This is a genomic window from Massilia mucilaginosa (assembly GCF_011682145.1).
GTDB classification, from domain to species: Bacteria; Pseudomonadota; Gammaproteobacteria; order Burkholderiales; family Burkholderiaceae_D; genus Telluria_A; species Telluria_A mucilaginosa.
The window spans coordinates 13,261-37,260 of record NZ_WHJH01000043.1 but is presented as its reverse complement, the minus strand read 5'-3'; the positions used below and the strand labels follow the sequence as shown (position 1 = coordinate 37,260).

Annotated in this window: 23 protein-coding genes; 6 read left to right on the top strand and 17 right to left on the bottom strand. The window is 63.4% G+C overall.

Features of this window, described 5'->3' with window-relative positions:
- The first annotated feature begins 109 nt into the window (after positions 1-109).
- Positions 110-3,409, top strand: a complete 3,300-nt coding sequence (gene icmF, locus F2P45_RS25405; protein WP_166880999.1) for a fused isobutyryl-CoA mutase/GTPase IcmF — start codon at positions 110-112, stop codon at positions 3,407-3,409.
- Between the two features lie 8 nt (positions 3,410-3,417).
- On the opposite strand, the gene F2P45_RS25400 is transcribed toward icmF, so the two are convergent.
- From F2P45_RS25400 to F2P45_RS25355, 10 genes are all read right to left on the bottom strand, one after another.
- Positions 3,418-4,176 carry a tRNA(His) guanylyltransferase Thg1 family protein gene (locus F2P45_RS25400; RefSeq protein ID WP_166880998.1) on the bottom strand — a complete coding sequence of 253 codons (759 nt, stop codon included), beginning with the start codon at positions 4,174-4,176 and terminating at the stop codon, positions 3,418-3,420.
- Positions 4,166-4,609, bottom strand: a complete 444-nt coding sequence (locus F2P45_RS25395; protein ID WP_166880997.1) for an AAA family ATPase — start codon at positions 4,607-4,609, stop codon at positions 4,166-4,168. The genes F2P45_RS25400 and F2P45_RS25395 overlap by 11 nt, the downstream gene beginning before the upstream one ends.
- Positions 4,610-5,182, bottom strand: a complete 573-nt coding sequence (locus tag F2P45_RS25390) for a hypothetical protein (protein WP_166880996.1) — start codon at positions 5,180-5,182, stop codon at positions 4,610-4,612.
- Entirely contained in the window at positions 5,179-5,709 is a 531-nt protein-coding gene (locus F2P45_RS25385) for a hypothetical protein (protein WP_166880995.1), read from the bottom strand. Before F2P45_RS25385 ends, F2P45_RS25390 begins: the two co-directional genes overlap by 4 nt.
- Positions 5,710-5,782: 73 nt before the next feature.
- The gene (locus tag F2P45_RS25380) at positions 5,783-7,123 is read right to left on the bottom strand and encodes a reverse transcriptase family protein (protein ID WP_166880994.1); all 1,341 of its coding nucleotides are present in this window, start codon (positions 7,121-7,123) and stop codon (positions 5,783-5,785) included.
- Between the two features lie 237 nt (positions 7,124-7,360).
- On the bottom strand, positions 7,361-8,371 hold the full coding sequence (locus tag F2P45_RS25375; protein WP_166880993.1) for a substrate-binding domain-containing protein: 1,011 nt from the start codon (positions 8,369-8,371) through the stop codon (positions 7,361-7,363).
- 51 nt (positions 8,372-8,422) lie between these two features.
- Positions 8,423-9,634 (bottom strand): MFS transporter, encoded by a 1,212-nt coding sequence (locus F2P45_RS25370; RefSeq protein WP_188130221.1) that lies wholly within the window; start codon positions 9,632-9,634, stop codon positions 8,423-8,425.
- Positions 9,635-9,703: 69 nt separating this feature from the next.
- On the bottom strand, positions 9,704-10,348 hold the full coding sequence (gene pgmB, locus F2P45_RS25365) for a beta-phosphoglucomutase (protein WP_166880991.1): 645 nt from the start codon (positions 10,346-10,348) through the stop codon (positions 9,704-9,706).
- Entirely contained in the window at positions 10,345-12,690 is a 2,346-nt protein-coding gene (locus F2P45_RS25360; protein ID WP_166880990.1) for a glycoside hydrolase family 65 protein, read from the bottom strand. Before F2P45_RS25360 ends, pgmB begins: the two co-directional genes overlap by 4 nt.
- Before the next feature lie 114 nt (positions 12,691-12,804).
- Positions 12,805-13,848, bottom strand: coding sequence for a LacI family DNA-binding transcriptional regulator (locus F2P45_RS25355; protein ID WP_229505292.1), 1,044 nt, complete (start codon positions 13,846-13,848; stop codon positions 12,805-12,807).
- Between the two features lie 412 nt (positions 13,849-14,260).
- On the opposite strand from F2P45_RS25355, the gene F2P45_RS25350 reads away from it, so the two are divergent.
- Positions 14,261-16,705, top strand: coding sequence for a TonB-dependent receptor (locus tag F2P45_RS25350; protein ID WP_166880989.1), 2,445 nt, complete (start codon positions 14,261-14,263; stop codon positions 16,703-16,705).
- A gap of 62 nt (positions 16,706-16,767) precedes the next feature.
- On the opposite strand, the gene F2P45_RS25345 is transcribed toward F2P45_RS25350, so the two are convergent.
- The gene (locus F2P45_RS25345; RefSeq protein WP_166880988.1) at positions 16,768-17,121 is read right to left on the bottom strand and encodes an energy transducer TonB; all 354 of its coding nucleotides are present in this window, start codon (positions 17,119-17,121) and stop codon (positions 16,768-16,770) included.
- Between the two features lie 323 nt (positions 17,122-17,444).
- A complete protein-coding gene (locus tag F2P45_RS25340) occupies positions 17,445-18,482 on the bottom strand; it encodes an MBL fold metallo-hydrolase (RefSeq protein WP_187367229.1) in 1,038 nt (345 codons plus the stop codon).
- Positions 18,483-18,608: 126 nt separating this feature from the next.
- Between F2P45_RS25340 and F2P45_RS25335 the strand changes: the two genes are divergently transcribed.
- Positions 18,609-19,262 (top strand): TetR/AcrR family transcriptional regulator, encoded by a 654-nt coding sequence (locus tag F2P45_RS25335; protein WP_166880986.1) that lies wholly within the window; start codon positions 18,609-18,611, stop codon positions 19,260-19,262.
- On the opposite strand, the gene F2P45_RS25330 is transcribed toward F2P45_RS25335, so the two are convergent.
- Complete coding sequence (locus F2P45_RS25330) at positions 19,241-20,329, bottom strand: WD40/YVTN/BNR-like repeat-containing protein (RefSeq protein ID WP_166880985.1); 1,089 nt, start codon at positions 20,327-20,329, stop codon at positions 19,241-19,243. The two genes, F2P45_RS25335 and F2P45_RS25330, sit on opposite strands and share 22 nt — an antisense overlap.
- Positions 20,330-20,331: 2 nt before the next feature.
- Positions 20,332-20,601 carry a ubiquitin family protein gene (locus F2P45_RS25325; protein WP_166880984.1) on the bottom strand — a complete coding sequence of 90 codons (270 nt, stop codon included), beginning with the start codon at positions 20,599-20,601 and terminating at the stop codon, positions 20,332-20,334.
- Between the two features lie 120 nt (positions 20,602-20,721).
- On the opposite strand from F2P45_RS25325, the gene F2P45_RS25320 reads away from it, so the two are divergent.
- Entirely contained in the window at positions 20,722-21,033 is a 312-nt protein-coding gene (locus F2P45_RS25320; RefSeq protein ID WP_166880983.1) for a hypothetical protein, read from the top strand.
- Positions 21,034-21,049: 16 nt separating this feature from the next.
- Here F2P45_RS25320 and F2P45_RS25315 read toward each other — a convergent pair whose 3' ends face one another.
- A complete protein-coding gene (locus F2P45_RS25315) occupies positions 21,050-21,523 on the bottom strand; it encodes a tetratricopeptide repeat protein (protein ID WP_166880982.1) in 474 nt (157 codons plus the stop codon).
- A gap of 194 nt (positions 21,524-21,717) precedes the next feature.
- On the opposite strand from F2P45_RS25315, the gene F2P45_RS25310 reads away from it, so the two are divergent.
- Positions 21,718-22,209, top strand: a complete 492-nt coding sequence (locus tag F2P45_RS25310; protein ID WP_166880981.1) for a hypothetical protein — start codon at positions 21,718-21,720, stop codon at positions 22,207-22,209.
- Complete coding sequence (locus tag F2P45_RS25305) at positions 22,206-23,018, top strand: ATP-grasp domain-containing protein (RefSeq protein WP_187367228.1); 813 nt, start codon at positions 22,206-22,208, stop codon at positions 23,016-23,018. The genes F2P45_RS25310 and F2P45_RS25305 overlap by 4 nt, the downstream gene beginning before the upstream one ends.
- 13 nt (positions 23,019-23,031) lie before the next feature.
- Here the strand turns inward: F2P45_RS25305 and F2P45_RS25300 are convergent, their stop codons facing one another.
- Together F2P45_RS25300 and F2P45_RS25295 are read right to left on the bottom strand one after the other, a co-directional pair.
- Complete coding sequence (locus F2P45_RS25300) at positions 23,032-23,367, bottom strand: aminoacyl-tRNA hydrolase (RefSeq protein WP_166880980.1); 336 nt, start codon at positions 23,365-23,367, stop codon at positions 23,032-23,034.
- Between the two features lie 103 nt (positions 23,368-23,470).
- On the bottom strand, positions 23,471-23,929 hold the full coding sequence (locus tag F2P45_RS25295; protein WP_166880979.1) for a hypothetical protein: 459 nt from the start codon (positions 23,927-23,929) through the stop codon (positions 23,471-23,473).
- Positions 23,930-24,000: the final 71 nt, after the last annotated feature.

The following is a 24,000-nucleotide window of genomic DNA, read 5'->3' as shown; positions in this document are numbered from 1 at the left end:
GCAGGCGGGGACGACGGTTCAGTAATTGCGCTCCTCCCGTTACGGCTGTGTCGCTTGACGTTTACGTAAACGTCATATACCTTACAAGAACGCTATCGCAAGGATCATCATGAACGACCTGACTGCCGCCGCCAAACTCACTCCCCCCGAACAGCCGAAACTGGCCAACAAAGTCCGCTTCGTTACCGCCGCCTCGCTGTTCGACGGCCACGACGCATCGATCAACATCATGCGCCGCATTTTGCAATCGAACGGCGTCGAAGTGGTCCACCTCGGCCACAACCGCTCGGTCGACGAAGTCGTCACCGCGGCCCTGGCCGAAGACGTGCAGGGCATCGCCATCTCCAGCTACCAGGGTGGCCACGTCGAATACTTCAAGTACATGATCGACCTGCTGCGCGAACGCGGCGGCGCCCACATCAAGGTGTTCGGCGGCGGCGGCGGCGTGATCGTCCCCGACGAAATCGCGGACCTGCATGCCTATGGCGTGACCCGCATCTTCAGCCCCGAAGACGGCCAGCGCATGGGCCTCGTGGGCATGATCCAGTCGATGATCCAGACCTGCGACATCGACCTGTCCACCTATTCCCCGACCACCTTGGCGCCCCTGCAGCAGGGCGACGTGGCCTCGCGCCACCGCCCGCTGGCGCAGCTGATCACCGCCCTGGAGAACGACAAGGCCACGCCGGAACTGCGCAAAGCCATCGTGGACGCGGCCGAAGGCCTGCACGTGCCGACCCTGGGCATCACCGGCACCGGCGGCGCCGGCAAGTCGTCGCTGACCGATGAACTGATCCGCCGCATCCGCCTCGACCAGAACGACGCGCTCAACATCGCCATCATCTCGATCGACCCGTCGCGCCGCAAATCGGGTGGCGCGCTGCTGGGCGACCGGATTCGCATGAACGCGATCAACCCATGGACCGGCCAGGCGGGCGCGCAGTCTCGTGTATTTATGCGCTCGCTCGCCACGCGCGAAGCCGGCTCCGAAATCTCGCAGGCGCTGCCCGACGTGATCGCCGCCTGCAAGGTAGCCGGTTTTGACCTGGTAATCGTCGAAACATCCGGCATCGGCCAGGGCGACGCCGCCATCGTGCCGCACGTGGACGTGTCGATGTACGTGATGACACCCGAATTCGGCGCCGCCTCCCAGCTCGAAAAAATCGACATGCTGGACTTCGCCGACTTCATCGCGATTAACAAATTCGACCGCAAAGGCTCGCTCGACGCCCTGCGCGACGTCGCCAAGCAGTACCAGCGCAACCGCGAAATGTGGAGCAAGCGCCCGGAAGAAATGCCGGTGTACGGCACCCAGGCATCGCGCTTCAACGACGATGGCGTGACCGCCCTGTACCACGGCCTGCTGCCGAAACTCGGCGAATTCGGCCTGCACATCGCGCCGGGCAAGCTGCCGCAGGCGGACATCCGCCATTCCAGCGGCAAGCATGTGATCGTGCCGCCGGCACGCGCCCGCTACCTGGCCGAAATCGCCGACACCGTGCGCGGCTATCACAAGAACGCGTCGAAACAGGTCAAGCTGGCACGCGAACGCCAGCAACTGACGGAAGCGAAACGCATGCTGGCGCTGGCGTCCAAGACTGCGGACTTCGACGAACTGATTACGGAGCGCGACAATGCGCTCGACGCCACCGCCAAGAAGCTCTTGGCGATGTGGCCTGAAATGCAGGCCGCGTACGCGGGCGACGACTACGTGGTCAAGATCCGCGACAAGGAAATCCGCACGCGCCTCATTGCCCATACCCTGTCGGGCACCAAGATCCGCAAGGTGGCGCTGCCGCGCTACGAAGACCACGGCGAAGTACTGCGCTTCCTGATGCTGGAAAACGTGCCGGGCTCCTTCCCGTTCACGGCCGGCGTGTTCGCGTTCAAGCGCGAAGGCGAAGACCCGACCCGCATGTTCGCCGGCGAAGGCGATTCGTTCCGCACCAACCGCCGCTTCAAGCTGGTATCCGAAGGCATGGACGCCAAGCGCCTGTCGACCGCGTTCGATTCCGTGACCCTGTACGGCGCCGACCCGGCGCTGCGCCCGGATATCTACGGCAAGGTCGGCAACTCGGGCGTGTCGATCGCGACCCTGGACGACATGAAGGTGCTGTACGACGGCTTTAACCTGTGCAGCCCGAGCACGTCGGTGTCGATGACGATCAACGGCCCGGCGCCAACCATCCTGGCGATGTTCATGAACACCGCCATCGACCAGCAGATCGACAAGTTCGTGGTCGAGAACAAGCGCCAGCCGACCGATGACGAAGCCGCGAAAATCCGCGCCTGGGTGCTGCAGAACGTGCGCGGCACGGTGCAGGCCGACATTCTTAAAGAAGACCAGGGCCAGAACACCTGCATCTTCTCGACCGAGTTTTCGCTGAAAGTCATGGGCGACATCCAGGAGTATTTTGTACACCACCAGGTGCGCAATTTCTACTCGGTGTCGATCTCGGGCTACCACATCGCCGAAGCGGGCGCGAACCCGATTTCGCAGCTGGCGTTCACGCTTTCGAACGGCTTCACGTTCGTCGAAGCGTACCTCGCGCGCGGCATGCACATCGACGATTTTGCGCCGAACCTGTCGTTCTTCTTCAGTAACGGCATGGACCCGGAATACACGGTGCTGGGCCGCGTGGCGCGCCGCCTGTGGGCGGTGGCGATGCGCGACAAGTACGGCGCGAACGACCGCAGCCAGAAGCTCAAGTACCACATCCAGACCTCGGGCCGCTCGCTGCACGCACAGGAGATCGACTTCAACGATATCCGCACCACTTTGCAGGCGCTGATTGCGATCTACGACAACTGCAACAGCCTGCACACGAATGCGTACGACGAGGCGATCACCACGCCGACCGACGAATCGGTACGGCGCGCGCTGGCGATCCAGTTGATCATCAACCGCGAATGGGGCCTGGCCAAGAACGAGAATCCGAACCAGGGTTCGTTCATCATCGAAGAACTGACCGACCTGGTGGAAGAAGCGGTACTGCAGGAGTTCGAACGCATCGCCGAACGTGGCGGCGTGCTCGGGGCGATGGAAACCGGCTACCAGCGCGGCAAGATCCAGGAAGAGTCGATGCTGTACGAGCACCAGAAGCACGACGGCACCTTGCCGATCATCGGCGTGAACACCTTCCGCAATCCGAAGGCCAACGACACGCCGCAGAAGATCGAACTGGCGCGTTCCACCGACGACGAGAAGCAGTCGCAGTTGACGCGTTTGGACGACTTCCACAAGCGTAACGCCGAGCAGGCGCCGCAAGTGCTGGCGGCCTTGCAGCAGGCCGCGATCGACAATGCCAACGTGTTCGAGAAGCTGATGGAAGCGGTGCGCGTTTGCTCGCTGGGGCAGATTACGACGGCACTGTTCGAGGTGGGTGGGCAGTACCGCCGGAATATGTAATCACGCTCTCACTGGGGAAGCATGCGCCGCACGAATTCGGCGTATGCCTCGCCTGTCGGCAAATCGAAGTCGGTCTTGATCGCGCGCTTGCTAGAGACGACTTCCACCTGTTCTTTCGGGTTGTAGCCGCGCTTTTCCTCGTCCACCCAGTAAAACCCGGTGCCGCGCAACTGCCACGATGGCAGCGTGTGGAAATCGATGCCGCGGCTGGCCAGCAGCGCTACCTTGTCCTCGATGCCGCGGCCTTCGATCTGCGCCGCCGCGGCGCCCTTGGCCACGCCCTCTTTCCTCAACATCCAGTAGCAGTGCGCGTTCAGGCCATTGCGGTGCGCGTCCTCGTTACGCCAGCGGAAATAGTCGACCACGGTCTTGTGGTCCGGCAGCTCGCAAATGCGGCAATCGAAGGCCGCCAGCTCGCCCAGCATCAGGCTGAATTTGGCCGATGCCTCGCCCGCCAGGATCGAGGTGTACTTGCGCAGCTTGCGCCCGTACAGATCGATATCCGGATCGAACAGCAGCGAGATTTCGTCGCTTTCGGTGTAGGCGTAGACGACCTTGAAGCCGCAGTTCATCAGATGGCGCGTGGTGTCCATCATCAGGTCGCGAAAGCGCACGTCGAAGGGCGCCTCGAAGCTGACCTTTTCCTTGGTCAGTTTGGTAAAGCTGCGGCCGTCGATGCGCGCCACCATGTACACGCCCGGTTCGACGTAGCGGTCGGTCACGGTTTCGTGGGCGCGCATCATGGCGTCGAGTTCGTCAAATTTCATTCCATGCCTTTACGATAAATTGGTCGTCGATGATATCGACATAATGCATCGCGTCGAAGCCTTCCGCCATGGTGGGAAGCTCGATGCGCCTGTGGGTGTCGAAAATGCCCACGTCCGGGATCAGCGCGGCACCGCTGCGGCTGCGGTTCCAGGCCAGCGAGCGCTCCAGGTCGATGCGGAAGTACACGCAGCGAATCTTGAACTTGCTGCCCTTGAGGAGGTCGATGTATTTCGCCCGCACCTCGCGCGTGGGATTGGTGTTGTCGACCACGAAGGGCATGTCGGTGTCGAGGCAGATCTCCAGCAGCTTTTTCTCGCGGTATCTGGTTTTCAGCAGGTCGTTGCTGATGCGCAGATGGGTATTGAAATAGTGCTGCTTGTAATAGGTCGACTTGCCGCTGGCTTGCAGGCCAACGAAGATAATGGCTTCCACTTATGTCCTTTGTTGTTCCAGCGTGGGGAGCGAGTCGAGAAAGCCGGGCGCGCATCCTTTCAGGTGGATGTGGTGGTTGGTAATCCGCACCGGCACCAGCAGGCGCGCACTGGCGGTGGCGAACTGGATACCGATTAGCAGCAGCACCCCGGCAGGCAGCATCGCCCAGTAATTGCCCAGTGCGCATGCGCCAAGCAGTCCGATGGCGCCAAGCGGGCAAGCGGCATGCGCAAGGATCGAGAACCTGTGGCGCCGGCGGCGATGTTCGCTGCACAGCCCCAACACGACCACCGCCCGTTTTCTGACGAACAGGCAGACGACCATGTATACGAGAACGGGCATCAGGGCATACCAGCCGGGATGATGCCACAGATAGGCACGCGGACTGTCCATGGTGGCCGGCCGATTGCACTTGACGCAGCGCGGCGGCAGATGCGCATCCACAGGAGCGATCAGGATATCGTCCTCACGCCAGCATGCTCCGGCGTCGGGCGCGCTGGGTATGCTGGTCCCGGGCGCGAAGGCGGCTTTCGGTGGTGCATACGGATTGAAAGTGGCGGGCGTTTTGCTCATCGGCCCGGGAGCGAATCGAGAAACGCGGGGCCGCAGCCTGTCAGGCGGATGTCGTGCCGGTCGATGAATACCGGCCGCAGGACGCGCATGGCGGCGATGCGCAGCAGCAGGCTGGCCAGGATCACCAGGCAAGACAGCAACCACAGCAAGGAGTTACCCGACCGGGCGGACAGATACAGTCCGGCCAAGCCCGAGAAAAACACGGCGAGCGACGCCAGCGACAGATACAAGCGGCGGCGGCGATGCTGGTCGCACAGGCCCAGCACCAACGTCGCCTTCTTGCGCACGAAGCGGCCCACGATCACATACACCACCAGCGGAACCAGCAGATACCAGCCCGGATGGTGCCACTCGAAGGTGCGCGGCTTGTCCATCGCGGCGGGGGCGTTGCACTTCACGCAGCGCGGCGGCAGGTGTTCCGTCGTCGAAGCGACCAGAATGGGGCCTTCGCGCCGGCATCGTCCGGTCTGCACGCCATCGAAGGATGCGGTGGGCGCGGAATAGGGATTGGGGGAAGTCGGTGTCATTATGCGCTCTGCGAAAAGGGGAATTGGTCTGTAGTCCACGCTGCGACAGCAGCCAAGCTGTGTCGATCCTGCCTTACAACGGAGGATGCGGCCAGGCGATGGCGTCGAACAGGCGCTGCAAGCGCCCACCGCGCTGGGGATTGACCATGGTGACATACGCCACCTTCCCTGCCAGCCAGGCGCGAAAATCCGGCCGGTTCTCGCGGTCCTGCCCTTGCGGGCCGTGGCGCACGCAGTTGGTCAAGGTCGCCTTGAGCACGTCGAACTCGTCGCGCGCGATGTTGGGATGGCGGTTGACCACGATGCCGGTGACTTGCTGGCGCACGCCGGCGCGCATCACGCGCGTCTTGCGCGTGTTGATGGCGAAGCCTTCTTCGAGGGCGATGGCGCCGACCTGCGCGTGGACGCGGTCCATTGCCCGTTCCAGTTCGCGCCCGCCCGACAACACCAGGTCGTCCGCATAGCGGCTGTAGCGCGCGCCGAGCAATTGCGCCAGCGTCTCCAGGCGTACGTCGAGCCGCCAGGCGCAGGCGTTGGCCAGTGCCGGCGAACACGGGGAGCCCTGCGGCAGGTGCGGCGCGCGCAGTGCCTGGCGCTGGGTCCAGGTGAGCGCATTGCCGCCAGCCGGTTCGCGCAGCACGCCGGCCGGCACGCGGTTCACGCACAGGCGCGCCAGCACGCCGGCTACCGTCTGCGAGTAACCGAGTTTGGCGAACAGCGCGTGAATGCGCGAGGCCGGAATGCTCGGAAAGAAATCCTTGAGGTCCATGCGGATCACCACGCGCTGCCCTGTGTGCAGGGCCGCATGGGTGACGCAGGAATGCCCGCGCCGGAAGCCATGCGCGGCCGGATGCGCGGGCACGCGGTCGAGCAGCTCGCGCAGAATGATCGCCTGCATGGCGCGCAGGCGCGGCTTGGGAATTTCGATCAGGCGCACGCCGCCGCTGCGCTTGGGCACCCAGCGATAGTGGTAGTGCTCCAGTTGCGCGGCCGGCATCGGGTCCTTGCGCCACTGGCCGGCGAACCAGCCAAGTTCGTCGGGGCGCAGGCCCAGCCACCGCGCCAGCTCGCCCACGGACGGCAGCGCCGGCAGCGCGAGCGCGGCCAGCCAGTCGGGCGCAGGCGGAACCACGGGCAGGTCGAGGCAGTAGCGTTGGAGCTGTGGCGCGGGTCCCTCGCCGTCCCAGGCGGCATGAAACACGTCCAGCTCGAAAATGATCCGCGCCAGCTCATCGCGGCTGAAGTAGTAAAAGTGTGCGGCGGTGCGCGCGTGGATTTCTTCGCACAGCGCCGGTATCCACGGCCACGGATGGTCGAACGCCCAGGTCGCGCTGGCGATCAGGCCGGCGAGCGTTGCGTCGCGCGCCAGCATGGTGTCGGCGAGCGCCAGGGCGACGGCGTCTTTGGGAATCATACTTGGATAACTTTGAGGGGGCGGAGAGCCTTCAACCAGTCTCGTGAAGCTTGAGCTTAAGTGCGCGGCAGCGCACGGCGGCTCATGCGGTGAATTGCACAGCAATATAGTTCCCACGGGGTAGCCCCGCAGAGGCATGTCCCTGCACCAGGCAAGAACAGGCCGGCTTGAAGGATCCGCCCGCGTAGAGAGTAAGGCAATTTTGCATGAACGTCAATGCGGTTGCCGCACCGCAAGTCAGCCGATGCAGCGCCCCACAGTGGCGCCGGGCAGCAGCACCGGCTGCCACAGGACCTGCAACTGCGCCGGCGGCGTGCCTGCCACCAGCGCCGAGAGCATCTCGGTCATCTTGGCGCCCGCTTCGTTGGGGTCCGGCTGGTCGATGGTGGTAACGTTCGATCCGACCAGGCTATCTTCGATGCTGCCCCAGACGATGACCGACATGTCCTTGCCGATCTCGATACCGGCATCGAGCAGCGCGCGCACCGCGCCCACGCCGGAGAGGTGATTGTCGACGATGACGGCGGTCGGCCGCGGCGAACAGGCCAGCAGCTCCTGCATGGCCTGGTAGCCGGTGCGCCGGTCGAGCGTGTTCTCGACCAGGTGGCGCGGATCGACGGCCAGACCCGCCGCCGTCATGCAGGCGATGAAGCTGTTCTTGCGCTGGCACGCAAAATTGAGTTCGAGCGGTGCGCTCACCAGCGCGATGCGGCGGTGGCCATGCCCGATCAGGTGCGCGCAGGCCAGACCGATACCGGCCTCGTTGTCGTAGTCGAACCAGGCATAGGGCTGCTTGAGTTCCGTGCGGCCGTGCGCCACGAACGGAAAGCCCTTCTTCACCAGGTACGCAATGCGCTCGTCGTGCACCAGGGTGCGGCTGACCACCAGCCCATCGACGCGGCGCCCGCGCACCATCTGCTCGTACGAGGGCAGCTCGTTTTGCGGCGAGACCGGCGCGATGATCAGGTTCATCTTGCTCTTTTCGAGCGCGGCCGACATGCCGCCCACCACGCCCAGGAACATCGGATCGCCCAGGTCGCTCGGCAGCAGCGGATAGATGATGCCGAAGACGTTGGTGCGGCCCACCGCGAGGCTGCGCGCCATCGGATTGGCTTCGTAGCCGGCTTCCTTGGCGGCGGCCAGCACGCGTTCGCGGGTGTGGACATTGACTTCGGGGTAGCCGTTCAGGGCACGGCTGACGGTGGTCTTCGAAATCCCGAGCGTACGGGCCAGGCTCTTGAGATTCATGGTCGAACTTCGTTGGTCAATGGCGTAAAGACTGCAATTATAGCAATACGATCAAGCGGCATGATCGACCTGCCGCTTAAAGAAGTACAAGGTGATGAGCACCAGCGTGATCGGCACCAGCGTGAGGTAGAACGCGAAGTGGCCGCTGAAATTGCCGAACACGTAACCGGTGACGAACGAGCCGGTGGTGCCGCCCAGCGCCGAAAAAATCACCAGCAGCCCGGTCATCGACGAGTGCTGGTGCGGCGGCAGTGAACTGAGCATGACCGAATTGATGCCGGGGTAGATCGGCGCCATGAACAGGCCAATCAGCGGGAACAAGAAGGTCGCCAGCGGCGCGCTGGACCAGCTGATATTCGGATCGGCCACCACGTCGTGCGTGAGCGGGAGCGCCAGCAGCACCATGGCGGCCATGCCGATCACGCAGATGTTCATCACCGGGTACCAGTTCATGCGGCGCATGACGAAACCGGCCGACAGGCGCCCGATGGCGAGGCAGGCGGCGAAAATGCTGGTGACCTGCACGCTCATGGCAGCCGGCAGCTTGAGGATTTCGTTGTTAAAGGTCGGCAGCCAGGTACCCACGCTCTGCTCGATCAGCACATACAGAAAAGCCGTCATCACGAATACGCACACCAGCGGCTTGAAGAACAGCTTGAGCATGGCGGTGAAGTCATCCCAGCGGCTGCGCCCTTGCGGCAGCTGCGCCGTGCCTTCGTCGAAAGACGTGGACAGCACCAGCACGAAGGTGACCGCGCACAGCGCGGCCAGCACCCAGTACACCTGCAGCCAGCTGCGCGAGGCGGGATCGGACGAATCGATAAAGTAACCGAAGATCCAGTAGGCGCTCAAGACGCCGACCATGAACACGCCTTCCAGGGTATTCATGATGCCGGCGTGGTGGCGGCGGTCGCGCGCGATCAGGCCAAGGGTCGAATACACCGACACCTTGACCAGCGCGAACGCCACGCCCACGCACAGGAACAGCAGCTTGGCGGTCCAGAAGGCGGGCAGCAGCGGCATGGCGATGCAGGCCGCGGTGACCAGCGCCAGCGCGGCGAGCATGGCGTTCTTGTAGCCGATGCGCGGCAGGAAGGACGCCACCAGAAAGGACACCACCGCGATCGGCAAGTCCTTGAATCCTTCGAGGCTGCTGGCGCTCGATTTGCTCACGCCGTAGTTGCCGATGACCTGGAGGATGACCGTGCCGACGCTGTTGAGCAGGATCGCAAAGACGAAGTAAATCAGAAAAAGGGCTAACATGATGCGTTGGTTTTTCACACGGTCTCCAATATTTTTTTGTTTTGGTGTGCTACTTCCTGCCACTGACGCTTACTGGTAATCCTCCAGCTTGAAGCGGTCCAGCGCCGGGATCACCCGGTCGGCCTGCGCGAGCACGTCCGGGTTGCCGATGCCGAGCGCCCACATGCCGGCACTCTTGATCGATGCCACGCCGGCCACCGCGTCTTCCACGCCCAGGCAATCGGCCGGGGCCACGCCCAGTTCGCGCGCCGCCGTCAAAAAGATCTCCGGATGCGGCTTGCTGTTGGCGATCAGCGCGGCGTCGACCACGTAGTCGAAGCGCTCGCGAATGCCCAGGCGTTCGAGTACCGTGAACGCATTCTTGCTGACCGAGGCGAGGCCGATGCGCAGGCCGGCCGCGCGCACCGCCGCCAGCGCATCGACCGCGCCGGGCAGCAGGTCGGCCGCCGACATGGTGGCGATCAGCTCCTGGTAATGGCGGTTCTTGGCGTCGGCCAGCGCCAGCTTCTCCGCATCGCTGTAGCTGCGCGGCGCGCCGGTCAGGATCAAGTCCAGGGAACCCATGCGGTCGATGCCCTTCAACTGTTCGTTGAAGGCTTCGTCGAAATGCACGCCTTCCGACTCGGCCAGCCGCTTCCACGCCAGGTAATGATAGTGCGCGGTATCGGTGATGACACCATCGAGATCGAAAATGACTGCCTTGAACCTGCTCATGCTGTTTGCTCCTGACGTGGACGGGCGACCGAGACCGATGGCGCGGCGCGGGTGAGCGATACGCGCTCGCCGCAGTGGCTCAGCGCCAGCGACTCGCCCTGGACCAGCGTGTAGCGCGCTTCGGCGGCGTCGATGCGTACCGCTAGCCGCGCGCCGTGGATGTGAATCTGGAACTGGTAGTGCTGCCAGCGCGCCGGCAGGGTGGGCGCAAAGCGCAGCGCGCCGTCGGCCACGCGCATGCCGGCAAAGCCGTAGGCGACACCCATCCAGGTGCCGGCCATGGCTGCCGTGTGCACGCCGTAGTGGGTGTTGCCGTGCGTGTCGTCCAGGTCCAGGCGCGCGGTCTCCAGAAAATAGTCGTAGGCCTTGTCGTGGTAGCCCACTTCCGACGCGATGATGCTGAAGATGCAGGACGAGAGCGACGAATCGTGCGTGGTCACCGCTTCGTAGTAGTCGAAGTCGCGCTTTTTGTCGTCCTGGGTGAACTGGTCGGACAGCAGCAGCAGCGCCAGCACCACGTCGGCCTGCTTGCAGACCTGGTGGCGGTAGATCACCAGCGGGTGGTAGTTCAGCAGCAGCGGATAGTTTTCTTTCGGGGTGGCGGCGAAGTCCCAGGGCTTTTTGCCGAGGAAGCTGTCGTCCTGCTCGTGGATGCCGAGGGCGGCGTCGTACGGCAGCGCCATGCGGCCGGCGGCGCGGCGCCACGCGGCCGGTTCGGCGTCGTCAAGGCCGATGGCTTGCGCGATGCGCTCGAAGTCGTGCGGACGCGCGCCGCGCAGCTTGTCGACCATCTCCGCCGCGAAGCGCAGGTGCATCTGCGCCATGGCGTTGGTGTAGTAGTTGTTGTTGACCAGCGCCGTGTATTCGTCGGGACCGGTGACTTCGTTGATGCAGAAGCGCCCGGCGCGGTCGTAGTTGCCGATGCCGATCCAGATGCGCGCGGTTTCGAGCACGATTTCGGCGCCGGCCTGCGCCATGTAATCGAGGTCGCCGGTGGCGTCCAGATACAGCTTGATGGAGTAGGCGATGTCGGCGTTGATGTGGTACTGCGCGGTCCCGGCCGGGAAGTAGGCGGAGCACTCTTCGCCGGCGATGGTGCGCCACGGGTACAGGGCGCCTTTGGCGTGCGACATCTGGCGCGCGCGTGCGCGGGCCTGTTCCAGGCCGGCGTAGCGATAGGCCAGCAGCTGCTTGGCGATCTCCGGTTTGCTGTACAAGAAAAACGGGAAGATGTAGATCTCGGTATCCCAGAAGTAGTGGCCTTCGTAGCCTTCGCCGGTCACGCCCTTGGCGGCGATGTTGGTCTTGCCGTCGCGGCCGACCGATTGCAGCAGGTGGAACTGGTTGAAGCGGATGCCTTGCTGGAGCGCGTCGTCGCCGGCGATCTCGACGTCGGAACTGGCCCAGAAGTCGGCCAGATAGGCCGCCTGGCGCGCGCACAGGGCGTCGAAGCCATCGAGCCTGGCCTTGGCCAGCGCGTCTTTTGCGAGGCCCGCCAGTTCGGCTTCGGGATAGTCGCGCGAAGAGAAGTAGACCCCGTATTTGGTCAGACTTTGCGGCAGCATCACGTCCAGCTCGAACGTGAAACTGTGGCTGGCCGCCAGGTCGTGGTGGCTGGCGCTTCCCGCGACCGCCGCCACGGTGTCGATCGCGCTCACCAGGGTAAAGCCGCTGTTGTGGGTGCGCTGGGCGAGGCTGGACATGGTGGCGCCCTGCTCCACCGCCAGCAGATGCAGCGCGGGACCGGAGACGGCGGAGCCGATGCGCGGATCGTCGCCGGCTTCCTGGTTGCGCACGGCGCCGTCGATGGTCGAGACCACGCGCACGGACCCGGAGAAATTGAGCGCGGTCAGTTCCACATCGAGCGCGAACAGATGCTTGTCGGCCAGCGAGACCACGCGCCGCGTGACGAGGCCCAGGCGCTTGCCGCTGGCCGAGGTCCATTCCAGGCTGCGGCGCAGCACCCCGCTGCGAAAATCCAACACGCGTTCGTAGCGATCGAGCGTGCCTTGCAAAGGGTCGAAGCGTTCGTCGCCGAGCCAGACTTCGATGCCTTTGGCGTTGGGCACGTTGAGCATGAACTGGTTCGTTTTGGCCAGGCCGAAGGCCGCTTCCGGGTAGACGATGGGTTCGGACTCGTAGAAGCCATTGAGATAGGTGCCGTCGAGCGAGGTGCCGGCCGGGCCGCTGTAGCCTTCTTCGGGCGTGGCGCGCAGGCCGATGTAGCCGTTACCGAGCGCGAACAGGGTCTCGTTCAGAAAATGCGTGGCAGGGTCGAAGAAGGTCTCGCGAAGGCACCATGGGTCAAGCGGGAGAGCGTGGGGGGAGCTGGCGTGCGGCACGGTTTTGTCCTTTGTCTGTCTTTTGAAATTTGCGCTTCAAACCGGTTTGGATTCGAGCCGAGTCTATTTCAAATCGGTTTGGAATGTCAATTTATTTAGATTTGTTCGGGGAAATCAGGTCTGGCGGGCGATCAGGGTGGTCGGCAGCATTTCGGACTCGACCTGCTCGCCGTTCATCAGCGCCAGCATTTTTTTGGCAAGCAGCACGCCGCCATCGCGCAGGTACTGGTGCACGCTGGTCAGCGGCGGAACAAAACTGGCCGCGCCGGGCGTGTCGTCGTAGCCGATGACGGAGACGTCGTCGGGCACGCGCAGCTGGTGTTCGGTGAGCGCGCGGATCGCGCCCATGGCCAGCAGGTCGCTGGCGGCGAACACGCCGTCGAAGGCGTGGCCCTTTTTCTTGAGCAGCGCGGTCATGCTGTCGAAGCCCGATTCGAAAGTGAAGGCCTTGGGACGGATGATGTGCACCGTGCCCTGCCCGCCCAGCGCGTCGATGAAGCCGGCGCAGCGCTCCTGGACTTCGGCGTGATCGACATCGCCCAGGAACACCAGCTTGCGCCGGCCCTGCGCCAAAAAGCGTTCGGCCACGCTGGCGCCGCCGCGGCGGTTGTCGCTGCCGACCACGATGGTGGTGGCGCCAGCTTCCGGCGCGCCCCACACCACCAGCGGCAGGTTGGCCTTTTGCAGGAAGCGCACCGCTTCGCCGTGCGAGCCCTGGCCGAGCAAAATCAGGCCGTCGGCGCCCTGCACCGGGGCGGTGTCCATCAACTGCTTGGAAGTGAGCACCACGCTGTAGCCGGCCGTGGTCAGTTCCTGGGTGATGCCGCCCAACAGTTCAAGCGGATACGGGTCCGACATCGGGCGGCCCTTGACGGGCGTCATTTCGACCACGACCGCGACCGAGTAGCTGCGCCGCATGCGCAGGTTGCGCGCGCTGATGTTCAGGCGGTAGCCCTGCTCGTCGGCGATGCGGCGGATTTTTTCACGCGTCTTTTCCGTCACCAGCGGGCTGTCGCGCAGCGCGCGCGAGACCGTGATCGTGGATACGCCCGCCAGGCTGGCGAGGTCTTCCATCGTCAGGGCGGCGTCGTTCTTGCGCGGCGCGATCGTGCTTGCTGGGATAGATGCAGTCTTGCTTGCTGCCTTGCTTGCGGCCATGGGAACGCTCAATTTTGGTAAGAAAACAACGACACCGCCGCATTATGACAGGTTTACGCCGCGCCACAGGCCAAATGACATCGATAACATTTCGATTGACATCGATATCATTTCTTGTTTCAATGATTCGTCTTTTCTTGCCATCATAATAAATTGCAGACCGGCCCGATGCGCGGCGCGGCAGGAACAGACAGGGGACACGCATGGGGCAGGCACTCGGAAAGCGAATGCACCGCCAGTCCAGGAGGGGACCTCGCAAAACCGTAGCGAGCGGCGTCAGTTTCGTCCGAGAGCGCAGCCGTACGAAGGTACGGTGAGCATCGCAGGGCGAAAATGACGCCGCGCAGTAGGTTTTTCGAGGTCCCCAGGAGACGGATTTCAATAAGAACACAGATAAAAAGCGAGCATAACGATGAACAGTCACAAGCACTTCCTGCTTTCCTCAGTCACGCTGGCCGTGCTGACCCTGATGAACCAGGCCCAGGCAGCCGGCCAGGCCGCGCCCCCCGCCCCGGCGGCGCTGGACGCGGCGGTCGCGACCGAAATCCAACAGGTGGTGGTGACCGGCACGGCGTCGGCGCGCGGCACGCGCAAGATCGACACCAGCTTTTCGATCACCACGGCGACCGAGGAACAGCTCAAATCGGCCTCGCCCAGCAGCACCGCCGACGTGCTGAAACTGGTGCCTGGCGTGTATGCGGAGTCGACCGGCGGCCAGTCGGGCGCGAATATCGAGGTGCGCGGCTTTCCGTCGGGTAGCGATTCGCCCTTCGTGTCGGTGCAGATGAACGGCAATCCCCTGTATCCGGTGCCGGTGCTGTCGTTCTTCGAGGGGTCGTCCGCCTTCCGCCTGGACGATACGGTGGCGCGGGTGGAAGTGCTGCGCGGCGGGCCGAGCACGATTTACTCGGTCGGGCAGCCGGGCGCGACGATGAACTTCATCCTGAAAAAGGGCGAAGACACGCTTGACGCCACCCTGCGCTTTACCACCGGCACCGGCAAGCTGCGCCGGCTCGATGCATTTGTGGGCGGCAAGATCGCCGACGGCTGGTACGGGACCATCGGCGGCTTCGCGCGCCAGACCCAGGGCGTGCGCGATCCGCAATTCAAGGCCGACGACGGCAAGCAGCTGACCGCGTCCGTCACCCGCAAGCTCATTGATGGCGAAGTGACCGCCTACATGCGCACCACCAAGGACAAGAACGCGTTTTACACCGGCGTACCGCTCATTTCGAGCAACAACGGACGCACGATCACGGAGTTTCCCGGCTTCGATCCGCGCACCGGTACCTTGATGAGCAATGAGATGCGCCACTTCACCATCGACGCGGCGCCCGGCAAGACCCTCACGCGCGACCTGGCCGACGGGCGCGGCATGGATGCGACCGTGTTCGGCGCCGAGTACGAGCAAAAGCTCGGCGGCTGGGATGTGTCGAACAAGGCGAATTACTTCAGCGGCGACCTGAACACGATCTCCATGTTCACCGGGAACAATCCGCTGACGGCGGCGGCCTACCTGGCCAATGCCAACGCCACCCACAATCCCCTGGCGGCGGCCGGTTCGGGCAGCATCAGTTATGTGAAGGGCGGCGTGGTCGATCCCAACGACCAAGTGGTACAGGCGGGATTGTGGTCGGTCGAGAAGAAACTGAGCTCGTTCACCAACGAATTGCGCATCAGCCGCGAGCTACTCAAGAGCAACACGACGACTGCCGGCGTGTATGTGGCGCGCTACAAGTCGAATGACGAATGGTACCTGGGCAACAGCCACCTGATGACGGCCACGCCCAACGCCAGCCTGATCAACGTGCAACTGAGCAACGGCACCATCGTTTCGCGCAACGGGGTGGACGGGAATGTGTTTTATGCGCCAGTGGCATCGTACAAGGGCAACAATACCGCCCTGTTCGTGGCCAATGAATGGAAGGTGAACGAGCAGATCAAGGTGGACGTGGGTGCGCGCCGCGAAAAGCAGAGCCTGAAAGCGACAATCTCGAACCTGAGCTCGATGGATACGGACGCCAATCCGCTGACCGTCTACAACAACGGCACCTCGGTTCCGACCGGCACCAACACCCAGCTCAGCCGCGACGACAGCGTCAATTCCTTCACGGTGGGCGGGATCTACAAATTTTCCAAGGACATGAGCGTGTTTGCGCGCGCCAATACCGGCCACACCTTCATCTATTTCGACGACCTGCGCAACGCCGGCACCCAGGCGGCCGTCAACGACCGCAAGGGCGTGCCGACGCCGAAAGCGACGCAGTACGAAGTCGGCTTCAAGACCGTTGGGGAAATGTACAGCGCCTACATCAACGCGTTTTACACGGACTTTACCGGCATTTCGTTCCAGCAGATCACGACCGACGCGGTGTTGAACTCGGTGAGCGGTTCGCGCGGGCATGGCGTGGAGTTCGAACTGGCCGTGCGGCCGGTGAAAAACCTGCAGGTGAGCTTGATGGGCAACTATCAGGAGTCCAAATACCGCGACAATCCGGCGATTGCGGGCAAGCTGGTGCAGCGCCAGCCGAAGATGCAGTTCCGCCTGTCGCCAAGCTACCGGATTCCGATGGGCGACAATTCACTGAAACTGTATGGCACTTACGCGCACGTGGGCAGCCGCTGGGCCGACCAGGCCAATCTGTCCTACCTGCCATCGTACAAAACGGTGGACGCGGGCATCCTGGCATCGGTGGGCACGCATTGGGAATTCCGGCTCGCGGGCACGAACCTGGGCAATGAACTGGGGCTGACGGAAGGCAATTCGCGCCTGACCGGGGCGCAGAGCAGCGGTCCGATCAATGCACGGCCGATCTTCGGACGCGCGGTGGAAGCGTCGGTGCTGTACCGCTTCTAAGGTTTTCAGAGCAGGCGGCAGGCGTGGACATCTTGCATGTCCACGCCGGGGCCACGGCCCATTTACTCGACGACCCACGAATACTTGACCTTGGCCCACGCCAGCGCAGCCTGGCCGTCTTTTGCACCTGGTTCAAACTTGCAGCGGGCGCCGGCGCGGACCGAGGCACGATCGACGCGCACCGCGCCGCTCGATTCCACCACTTTCGACTGCACGACTTTGCCATCGGTATCGATCAGGTAAGCGACGGTCACGGTGCCGCTTTCGCCGTCATCCTGCCACCGCACTGGAAATTCCGGTTTTTCGCAGCCGGCTGCATCGAGACGGGCCGGGCGGTCCGCAGCCATGGCGTGGGTCGCGCTCAGGCACAGCAACGTTGCGGACAATACGGTGGCGAAACGGGTAGTGGCAAACATAAAACCTCCAGAGGGGATGATGGATAAGTCCGGCGCTTCTGGCGCTCGAATCGTCTGCTGCGTAGCCAGCTGACAGTTCAAAATATACTGCGCCGCAGCATATTTTCTCAATTTATTATCCCAATGGCGCTTATGTCAGTTTCGCATAACTTGTTGCCACGCACCAACATATCGCATTCACCAACCGCATAACAGTTATGTAAGAGCCATGTTGGTGCACATAGTCATGAAAACGGTTTCAAATGACCCGATTTATAGCAAAATCCTCTTTTAGTGCGTGATATTAGCATGTGGAAATTATGCGACGCCGATGCAAATAGTTTTCAGCCCGGTGCTGGATCGACCCGCTTCCACCACGCCTGACCGGGTGCCGGGTTGTTCAGGTCGAGTGCCTGCCCCATTTCGGGGGTGGTCAGAGGCACCCCGCGCGCGCTGGCGAGCGCGGCGATGCGGTCGAAGGGCTCGTGCCATGGATGCAGGCTGAGGTCGAAGGTGCCGTTATGCACCGGCATCAGCCATTTTCCCTTGAGGTCGAGAAAAGCTTGCAGGGTTTGTTCCGGCTCCATATGGACGTCGGGCCATTGCTTGTCGTAGGCGCCGGTTTCGAGCATGGTCACGTCGAAGGGGCCGAACTTGTTGCCGATGGCCTTGAAGCCGTCGAAGTAACCGGTGTCGCCGCTGAAAAAGACGCGCAAGTCTTTATGCACAAACACCCAGGACGCCCACAGGGTCGAATTGCCGTCGCTCAGGCTGCGTCCCGAGAAATGCTGGGCCGGGGTGGCGACCAGGCGCACCTTGCCGACCTTGCGCTCTTGCCACCAGTCGAGCTGGGTGACCTTGGCGGCGTCGATGCCCCAGGCCACCAGGCGGTCGCCGACGCCGAGCGGGGTGAGGAAGTGCTCGGTCTTGGCGGCCAGCGCCAGCACCGATGCATGGTCGAGATGGTCGTAATGGTCGTGCGAGAGGATCACGGCCTTGAGCGGCGGCAGCTCCTCGATGCTGATCGGCGGCTGGTGAAAGCGCGCCGGACCGGCCCACTGCACTGGCGATGCGCGCTTGGAAAACACCGGATCGGTCAGGTAAAAGGCGTTGTCGAGCTTGAGCAGCAGGGTTGAATGGCCGAGGCGGAACAGGGTGTTGTCTGGCGCCGCCAGCAATTGGGCGCGGGTCAGCGCCTGCACCGGAATCGCGCCACTCGGCACCGTATCCTTGTTCTTGCCCGTCAAAAAGGTCCACGTGAGACGGGCCAGCTGCGCAGGGCTCTGCTTGTACATGGGAACCGGGTTGCGGAATTTGCCGTCGCTGAACTGGGGCGATGGATGGTGCGGCGCGGGGCTGCCGGCGAAGGTGCAAGAGGCCATGAGGAATGTCCCTATTAACAGGAGGCTGAGAAAAAGTCGGTGCACAGGTGATCCAATCAGAAATGTACACTACACAGTGTAGTTTCAATTTTTGGAAAAGTAAACTGGTGGGTGTAAAATATTGGAATGAACGCACCGCAAACAAGCTCACCGCACACCAACGCGCCCCGGCGCCTGACCGACCGCAAGCGCCTGGCCATCCTGGCCGCCGCCGCCGAGCAATTCCGCAGCCTGGGCTTCGAAGCGAGCAGCATGGACAAGATCGCCGCCAATGCCGGCGTGTCGAAACGCACGGTCTACAACCACTTTCCCAGCAAGGATGAGTTATTCGCCGAGACCCTGGTGCAGTTGTTCGAGCGCAGCGCCGCCGCGCTGGACTTGCCTTATCGCGTAGACGTCAGCCTGCGCGCGCAGCTGACCGAATTGATGACGATTAAAGTCCGGGCGATGGCCGACCAGGACTTTCTCGACCTGGCGCGAGTGGCCATTGCCGAAGGGATGCACGCACCCGAGCGGGCGCGGGCGATCGTGGCGCGCCTGGGCGAGCGCGAGGAAGGCGTGACGCGCTGGATCCGCGCCGCCCTGGCCGACGGCAAGCTCAAGGAATGCGATCCGGTTTTCGCCGCCACCTTGCTGCAAGGACAGGTCAAGGCGATGGCGTTCTGGCCACAAGTGACCATGGGCGTGCCGCCGCTGGCGCCGGAAGGACAGGCGGCCGTGGTCGACGCCGCCGTGAGCATGTTCCTGAGCTACTTCGCTCAGGCAAAACACGCCGCGTAGACGGGCGGCATGGTGGTCGAGACCGTGTGCCAGCTGTCGCCGGCATTGTCGGACATCCACACCCCGCCGCTGGTCGAGGCCATCAGCAAGGTGGCGCCATCGTCGGCCACCGCCAGCCCGTGGCGGTACACCAGGTCGTAGCAATGCTGCTGCGGCAAGCCCGCATTGCCCACTTTGAAACTGTTGCCGCCATCGCTAGTGCGGGTGACCGCCATGGCGGCGCCGACCGGAATGCGGCGCTGGTCGGCTTCGGCCGGGGCGAACCAGGCGCTGCCGCCGTCAAGCGGGTGCGCGGCCACGGCAAAGCCGAAGTTCGACAGTGGCGCTTGCGTGATTTCTTTCCAGTGGTGGCCGTTGTCGCTAGAACGCCAGATGCCGTTATGGTGCTGGCACCACAGCACGTCCGGATCGCCGGCGCAGCGCACGATGCGGTGCGGATCTTGCACGGCTTCATTTTCGTTGAGTTCGGGCGGCATGTAGTCGGCGCGCATGCCGGTGGCGCTGATGGCCCAGCTGGCGCCGCCATCTTCCGTGCGCCAGACGCCGCCGCAGGAAACGCCGACCAGCACGTGGCCGCTGTTGCGCGGATCGACGCAAATGCTGTGAATGCCCGGCACGTCATAGCCGCCGCCGAACCATTCGGCGCGCTGGGGCACGTCCCACAGCGAACGCACCAGCTCCCACGACGCGCCGCGGTCGCTTGAACGAAACAGGCCGCCCGGCAGGGTGCCGGCCCACAGCACGCCGGGCTGGTCGGCGCCGCCCGCTTCCAGCGACCAGATGAGCTTGTTCTTCCACGCGACTTTGTCCGCGCTGTCTTCCGGTTTGAGCGGATAGGCGGGCGCGGCGATCTCGGTCCAGACCGCGCTGCCGGCCTCCTTGCGGTGCAGCTTGACGCCGAAGTGGCCCAGGTTCAGCGCCGCGTACAGGGCGCCGTCGCGCGGATCGGCAAGCGCGATCGAGACCGGCTCGCCGAGGAAGTGGCTGGGGCCGATGTCCCATCCGGTGCTGCCGCGCTGCAATTCAAACAGGCCCTTGCGGGTGGAGAGATAGGCACGCGCTTGCATGTTCAGCCTCCGGAAAGTGCTTGAAGAATGTAAACAGTACTGTGGGGTGCGAGGGGGTCGTCGAGCCGGATGCGTTCGTCGCTGCGGCGGCCATCGATGAAGACGACGACGTTCTCGCGCAGGTGGTCTTGATCGTCGAGAACATAGCCACGCAGCAGAGGATTGACGGCGAAGGCTGTGTCGAGCCCGGCGCGCAGGGTGGCGGCGCTGGTGTCGACCTGCGGCACGGCGGTAAATCGGGCAAGCTGCTGGGTGAAAATGAGACGCGCCATGGCATCCGATCACGTGGCTGACGACGATGGGGAATCAAAGCTGCTCAATTTTATCGCGGATCGGCGTGCTTGTCGCGTACCGGCCTAGAATGGAAGCGAGTCAACTTTCTGGAGACGGACATGCCGATCAAACCTCACGAACTTGCCGCGCTGATGCAGGAAGTCGAGCAGGAAGACCCCATCGATTTCGCCGACCTGCCGTTCGGCGAGGCCGAGCTGCGCGAGCTGGTGGCGGCGCACCTGTGCGAGATGGCGGCCGCGATGGACAACTTCAGCACCGAAGATCGGCTGATGACCTTGCTGGCGGTGTCGGCCAAACTGGTGCTGGAAAACCTGGTGCTGCACCTGCAATTGCTGCGCCAGCACGGTTTGCCGGTGAGCGACAGTGTCGAAGAATTGTTGAGTCGGCTGCGCAAGCAAGACGGGACTTGATTCGCCGGCGCGGCGCTTACCAGCCGTCGGGCCAGCCACCCGGCGGCGGGTCGAGCTTCGATGTGACGAAGGCCAGGTATTTGGGATCATCTTCCTGGAAAATGGCCTTGCCTTCCAGAAGGTATGCACGGGCCAGTTCATCGGCCGCGCTCGTCAGATTGCCCAATTCAAACTGGCTCTGGCCCAGCCGCATGTGGATAAATGGATTGCCAATGGCGCCCGGGCAATGCATGGCATCCTGCAAGGCCAATCGGGCCGCTTCATACTGTTTTGCATTGAAACGGGCGTCGCCGATTGCCGTCAGCAGCCATGTGGCGGCGCTCCAGTTGCTAAGGGGCTCCGGAACAAGGCCGAGCGCCTTGACATAGGCGGCCACTGCTTCACCGGTTTTGCCTTGCCGTGCCAGCGCATCGCCGGCCGCCGCCAGGACGTTGACCTGGGCATGAATGGCATCGGGCAACTCAAGCGGGTCGTCTGCGGGATGCGTCATGGCGCCACCGGCGGCAGCGCTGCCGCACGCGAGGGGCCAGGACCAACAGCACTAGCGAGTGGAGATTTCATGCGGACGATTGTGGCACAGGCCAATGCATCTGTCGCGATCGTCGATCGCGCCGGCCGGGGCGGCAACCATTCCTGGCGATCTCGCAATGTTAGAATCGACCGGTTCGTCTTTAGAAAGTGCGCATGCCGTCGCTCAAACCCTTCTTGTTCGTATCCGCCGCGCTGTTCAGCGTGACTACGCTGGCAGCCGACAAAGTGCAGGCCGATTTCGTGCCTGACGCGGCGGTCCAGCGCGCAGCCACAGCCTACGCGGCGCAGGCCGTGGCGACAGCGCGCGACCAGTTCGGTATCAAGCTCGACGGTACCGATGCCAGCATGGCGCAGCTCGACACGGTGCTGGCGCGCGCCCACACCTCATACACAGCCAAATCGCCGCGCCCCTCGGAAGAGCAAGTCATGGCGGTGGCGCGCATGTATGGCAGTTACCTGGGTGAAGTTTATCGCCTGAAACAAGGCGGCGCCTGGGGCATGGCCACGCGCGACGGCCAGACATTGCCGGCGATGCGGACCAGGTCGGGGAGCAACTTCTGGCCATGGACACAGGCGGCGCAGCGCATCAGCAAGGGAGCCGGGAATGACGTTGCCGGCTACTACAACGCGCTGGTGAACAAATGACCAGCCTCCACCCTGCCCCAGCGCTGCAACTGCTGTTTCCCTGCGATCCCTTCAACAAGCGCATTGCCGACGAAGCCTATGGCGAGGAATACGATGCCGCGCGCGCGGCCGGATTCGCGTGCTCGCTGTTCTCCTTCGAAGATTTTGAAGCGGGGCGATTCAAGGCGCAGCCGGCCCTGTCCGCTGGCCTGGACGTGCTGTACCGTGGCTGGATGCTGAGGCCGGATGGCTACGCGCGCCTGCATCAAGCCATCGCCCAGCTTGACTGCGCGATGCTGACCAGTCCGGCCCAGTACCGCCATTGCCACTACCTGCCCGAGTGGTACGCGCTGTGCGAAGAATTCACGCCGGAAACGGTGATCGTCGCGCGCGATGCGGACTTTGCCGCCGCCGTGGAAGGCAAACACTGGCCCGCCTATTTCGTGAAAGACTACGTGAAATCGCTGACCACCCAGCGCGGCTCGGTCGCGGCCACGCCGCACGAGATTGCGGAGGTGGTCGGCTTGATCGAACGCTACCGGGGCGCGGTCGAGGGCGGCGTGTGCATCCGCAAATTCGAACAGTTGCAAGCCGACAGCGAAGAGCGCTATTTCGTGCTGCGCGGACAGGCGTTCGGCCGCGACGGCAAGGTGCCTGCGCTCGTGGACGCCCTTGCAAGCCGCATCGACAGCCCGTTTTTCTCGGTGGACGTGGTCGCTTCCAGCGCGGGGATGCTGCGGCTGATCGAACTCGGCGACGGCCAGGTGTCGGACCGCAAGCAGTGGCCGGTCGAGCGCTTCATGGCGATGCTGGAAAGCAAGCCAGCCTGAACGGGGGCGGTCGTCAAGGGCTGGCGTCAACGCCGATGACGGGCGCCGTACGGTACAGCTTGAGGAACTTGAACATCTTCGGCCATGCTTCGCGCGGACGGAAGACGATGGCCACTTCGCGGTTGCCGAGCGCGGACTCGGTCAGCACGAGATGGTCGGCCACCTGCTTGGCATTCTCGAATTCCCTGGCGTTGACGATGCAGACGGCCTTGAAGAACGGCCCGGCCAGCCACGCCTCGACGTCGGGCGTGTCCTTGAATTTCAGATAGCCGGCCAGCGATGCGTGGGCCACGGCCACCATCGCAAAACCGAGCGGCACGTCGTCGCGCACCAGGATAACCATTTTCATCGTTACGGAAATTCACAAAGCGGATTGGAAAGATACTGCCCGCGCCAAGTGTAATGCACAACACCGGGCATGGTCAGTATCTGCGCTGCCGCCGCGCTGCTGCTTACTGCGTGATGTGCATGTCAAAACGCGCACCGCTGGAAAACACGCAGGTGCCCGACCCCATTTCGGCGCGCGTCATCGCGTAGTCGCAACGCACATAGCCGCCACGGTTGCCGGACGCGTTGGCCACGCCCTTGGCCGCGCCCGGATCGCGCGTCGCTTCGCCGGAAAACGCTTCGCCGCCGGCAGCGAACGAGAATTCGCCATGGCCGCGTTCAGGATTGCTGATCGTGCCTGAAATGCGGCCCATGCGCGATGCCTCGTCGTTGGCCGGATACAGGCGCGCCGTGTAAATCGGGCGAACGGCCGGCACCGGCACGATGGCGACACCGCCGCCGTTGTTGTTGTAGTTGCCGTTGCCGTTGCCGCGCGGCGGATATTGATCGATCGGAACGACGTAGCATGCCGACAGCAGGCTCGATACAGCTACCAATGCCAGAATATGTTTTGCCTTGACCATGTTACCAATCTCCTGAGTAGAAACACACTGCCGGGAACCTCGAAAGACCTACTGCGCGGCGCAATTTTCGC

Coding starts and splice junctions, on each gene's coding strand:
- F2P45_RS25380 (WP_166880994.1), bottom strand. CDS start 7,123: ATGATTCCCAAAGACGCCGTCGCCCTGGCGCTCGCCGACACCATGCTG.
- F2P45_RS25295 (WP_166880979.1), bottom strand. CDS start 23,929: ATGGTCAAGGCAAAACATATTCTGGCATTGGTAGCTGTATCGAGCCTG.
- F2P45_RS25355 (WP_229505292.1), bottom strand. CDS start 13,848: ATGGCCGCAAGCAAGGCAGCAAGCAAGACTGCATCTATCCCAGCAAGC.
- F2P45_RS25400 (WP_166880998.1), bottom strand. CDS start 4,176: ATGAAATTTGACGAACTCGACGCCATGATGCGCGCCCACGAAACCGTG.
- icmF (WP_166880999.1), top strand. CDS start 110: ATGAACGACCTGACTGCCGCCGCCAAACTCACTCCCCCCGAACAGCCG.
- F2P45_RS25375 (WP_166880993.1), bottom strand. CDS start 8,371: ATGAATCTCAAGAGCCTGGCCCGTACGCTCGGGATTTCGAAGACCACC.
- F2P45_RS25345 (WP_166880988.1), bottom strand. CDS start 17,121: ATGTTTGCCACTACCCGTTTCGCCACCGTATTGTCCGCAACGTTGCTG.
- F2P45_RS25305 (WP_187367228.1), top strand. CDS start 22,206: ATGACCAGCCTCCACCCTGCCCCAGCGCTGCAACTGCTGTTTCCCTGC.
- F2P45_RS25320 (WP_166880983.1), top strand. CDS start 20,722: ATGCCGATCAAACCTCACGAACTTGCCGCGCTGATGCAGGAAGTCGAG.
- F2P45_RS25390 (WP_166880996.1), bottom strand. CDS start 5,182: ATGAGCAAAACGCCCGCCACTTTCAATCCGTATGCACCACCGAAAGCC.
- F2P45_RS25315 (WP_166880982.1), bottom strand. CDS start 21,523: ATGACGCATCCCGCAGACGACCCGCTTGAGTTGCCCGATGCCATTCAT.
- F2P45_RS25325 (WP_166880984.1), bottom strand. CDS start 20,601: ATGGCGCGTCTCATTTTCACCCAGCAGCTTGCCCGATTTACCGCCGTG.
- F2P45_RS25330 (WP_166880985.1), bottom strand. CDS start 20,329: ATGCAAGCGCGTGCCTATCTCTCCACCCGCAAGGGCCTGTTTGAATTG.
- F2P45_RS25350 (WP_166880989.1), top strand. CDS start 14,261: ATGAACAGTCACAAGCACTTCCTGCTTTCCTCAGTCACGCTGGCCGTG.
- pgmB (WP_166880991.1), bottom strand. CDS start 10,348: ATGAGCAGGTTCAAGGCAGTCATTTTCGATCTCGATGGTGTCATCACC.
- F2P45_RS25340 (WP_187367229.1), bottom strand. CDS start 18,482: ATGGCCTCTTGCACCTTCGCCGGCAGCCCCGCGCCGCACCATCCATCG.
- F2P45_RS25370 (WP_188130221.1), bottom strand. CDS start 9,634: ATGTTAGCCCTTTTTCTGATTTACTTCGTCTTTGCGATCCTGCTCAAC.
- F2P45_RS25310 (WP_166880981.1), top strand. CDS start 21,718: ATGCCGTCGCTCAAACCCTTCTTGTTCGTATCCGCCGCGCTGTTCAGC.
- F2P45_RS25335 (WP_166880986.1), top strand. CDS start 18,609: ATGAACGCACCGCAAACAAGCTCACCGCACACCAACGCGCCCCGGCGC.
- F2P45_RS25385 (WP_166880995.1), bottom strand. CDS start 5,709: ATGACACCGACTTCCCCCAATCCCTATTCCGCGCCCACCGCATCCTTC.
- F2P45_RS25300 (WP_166880980.1), bottom strand. CDS start 23,367: ATGAAAATGGTTATCCTGGTGCGCGACGACGTGCCGCTCGGTTTTGCG.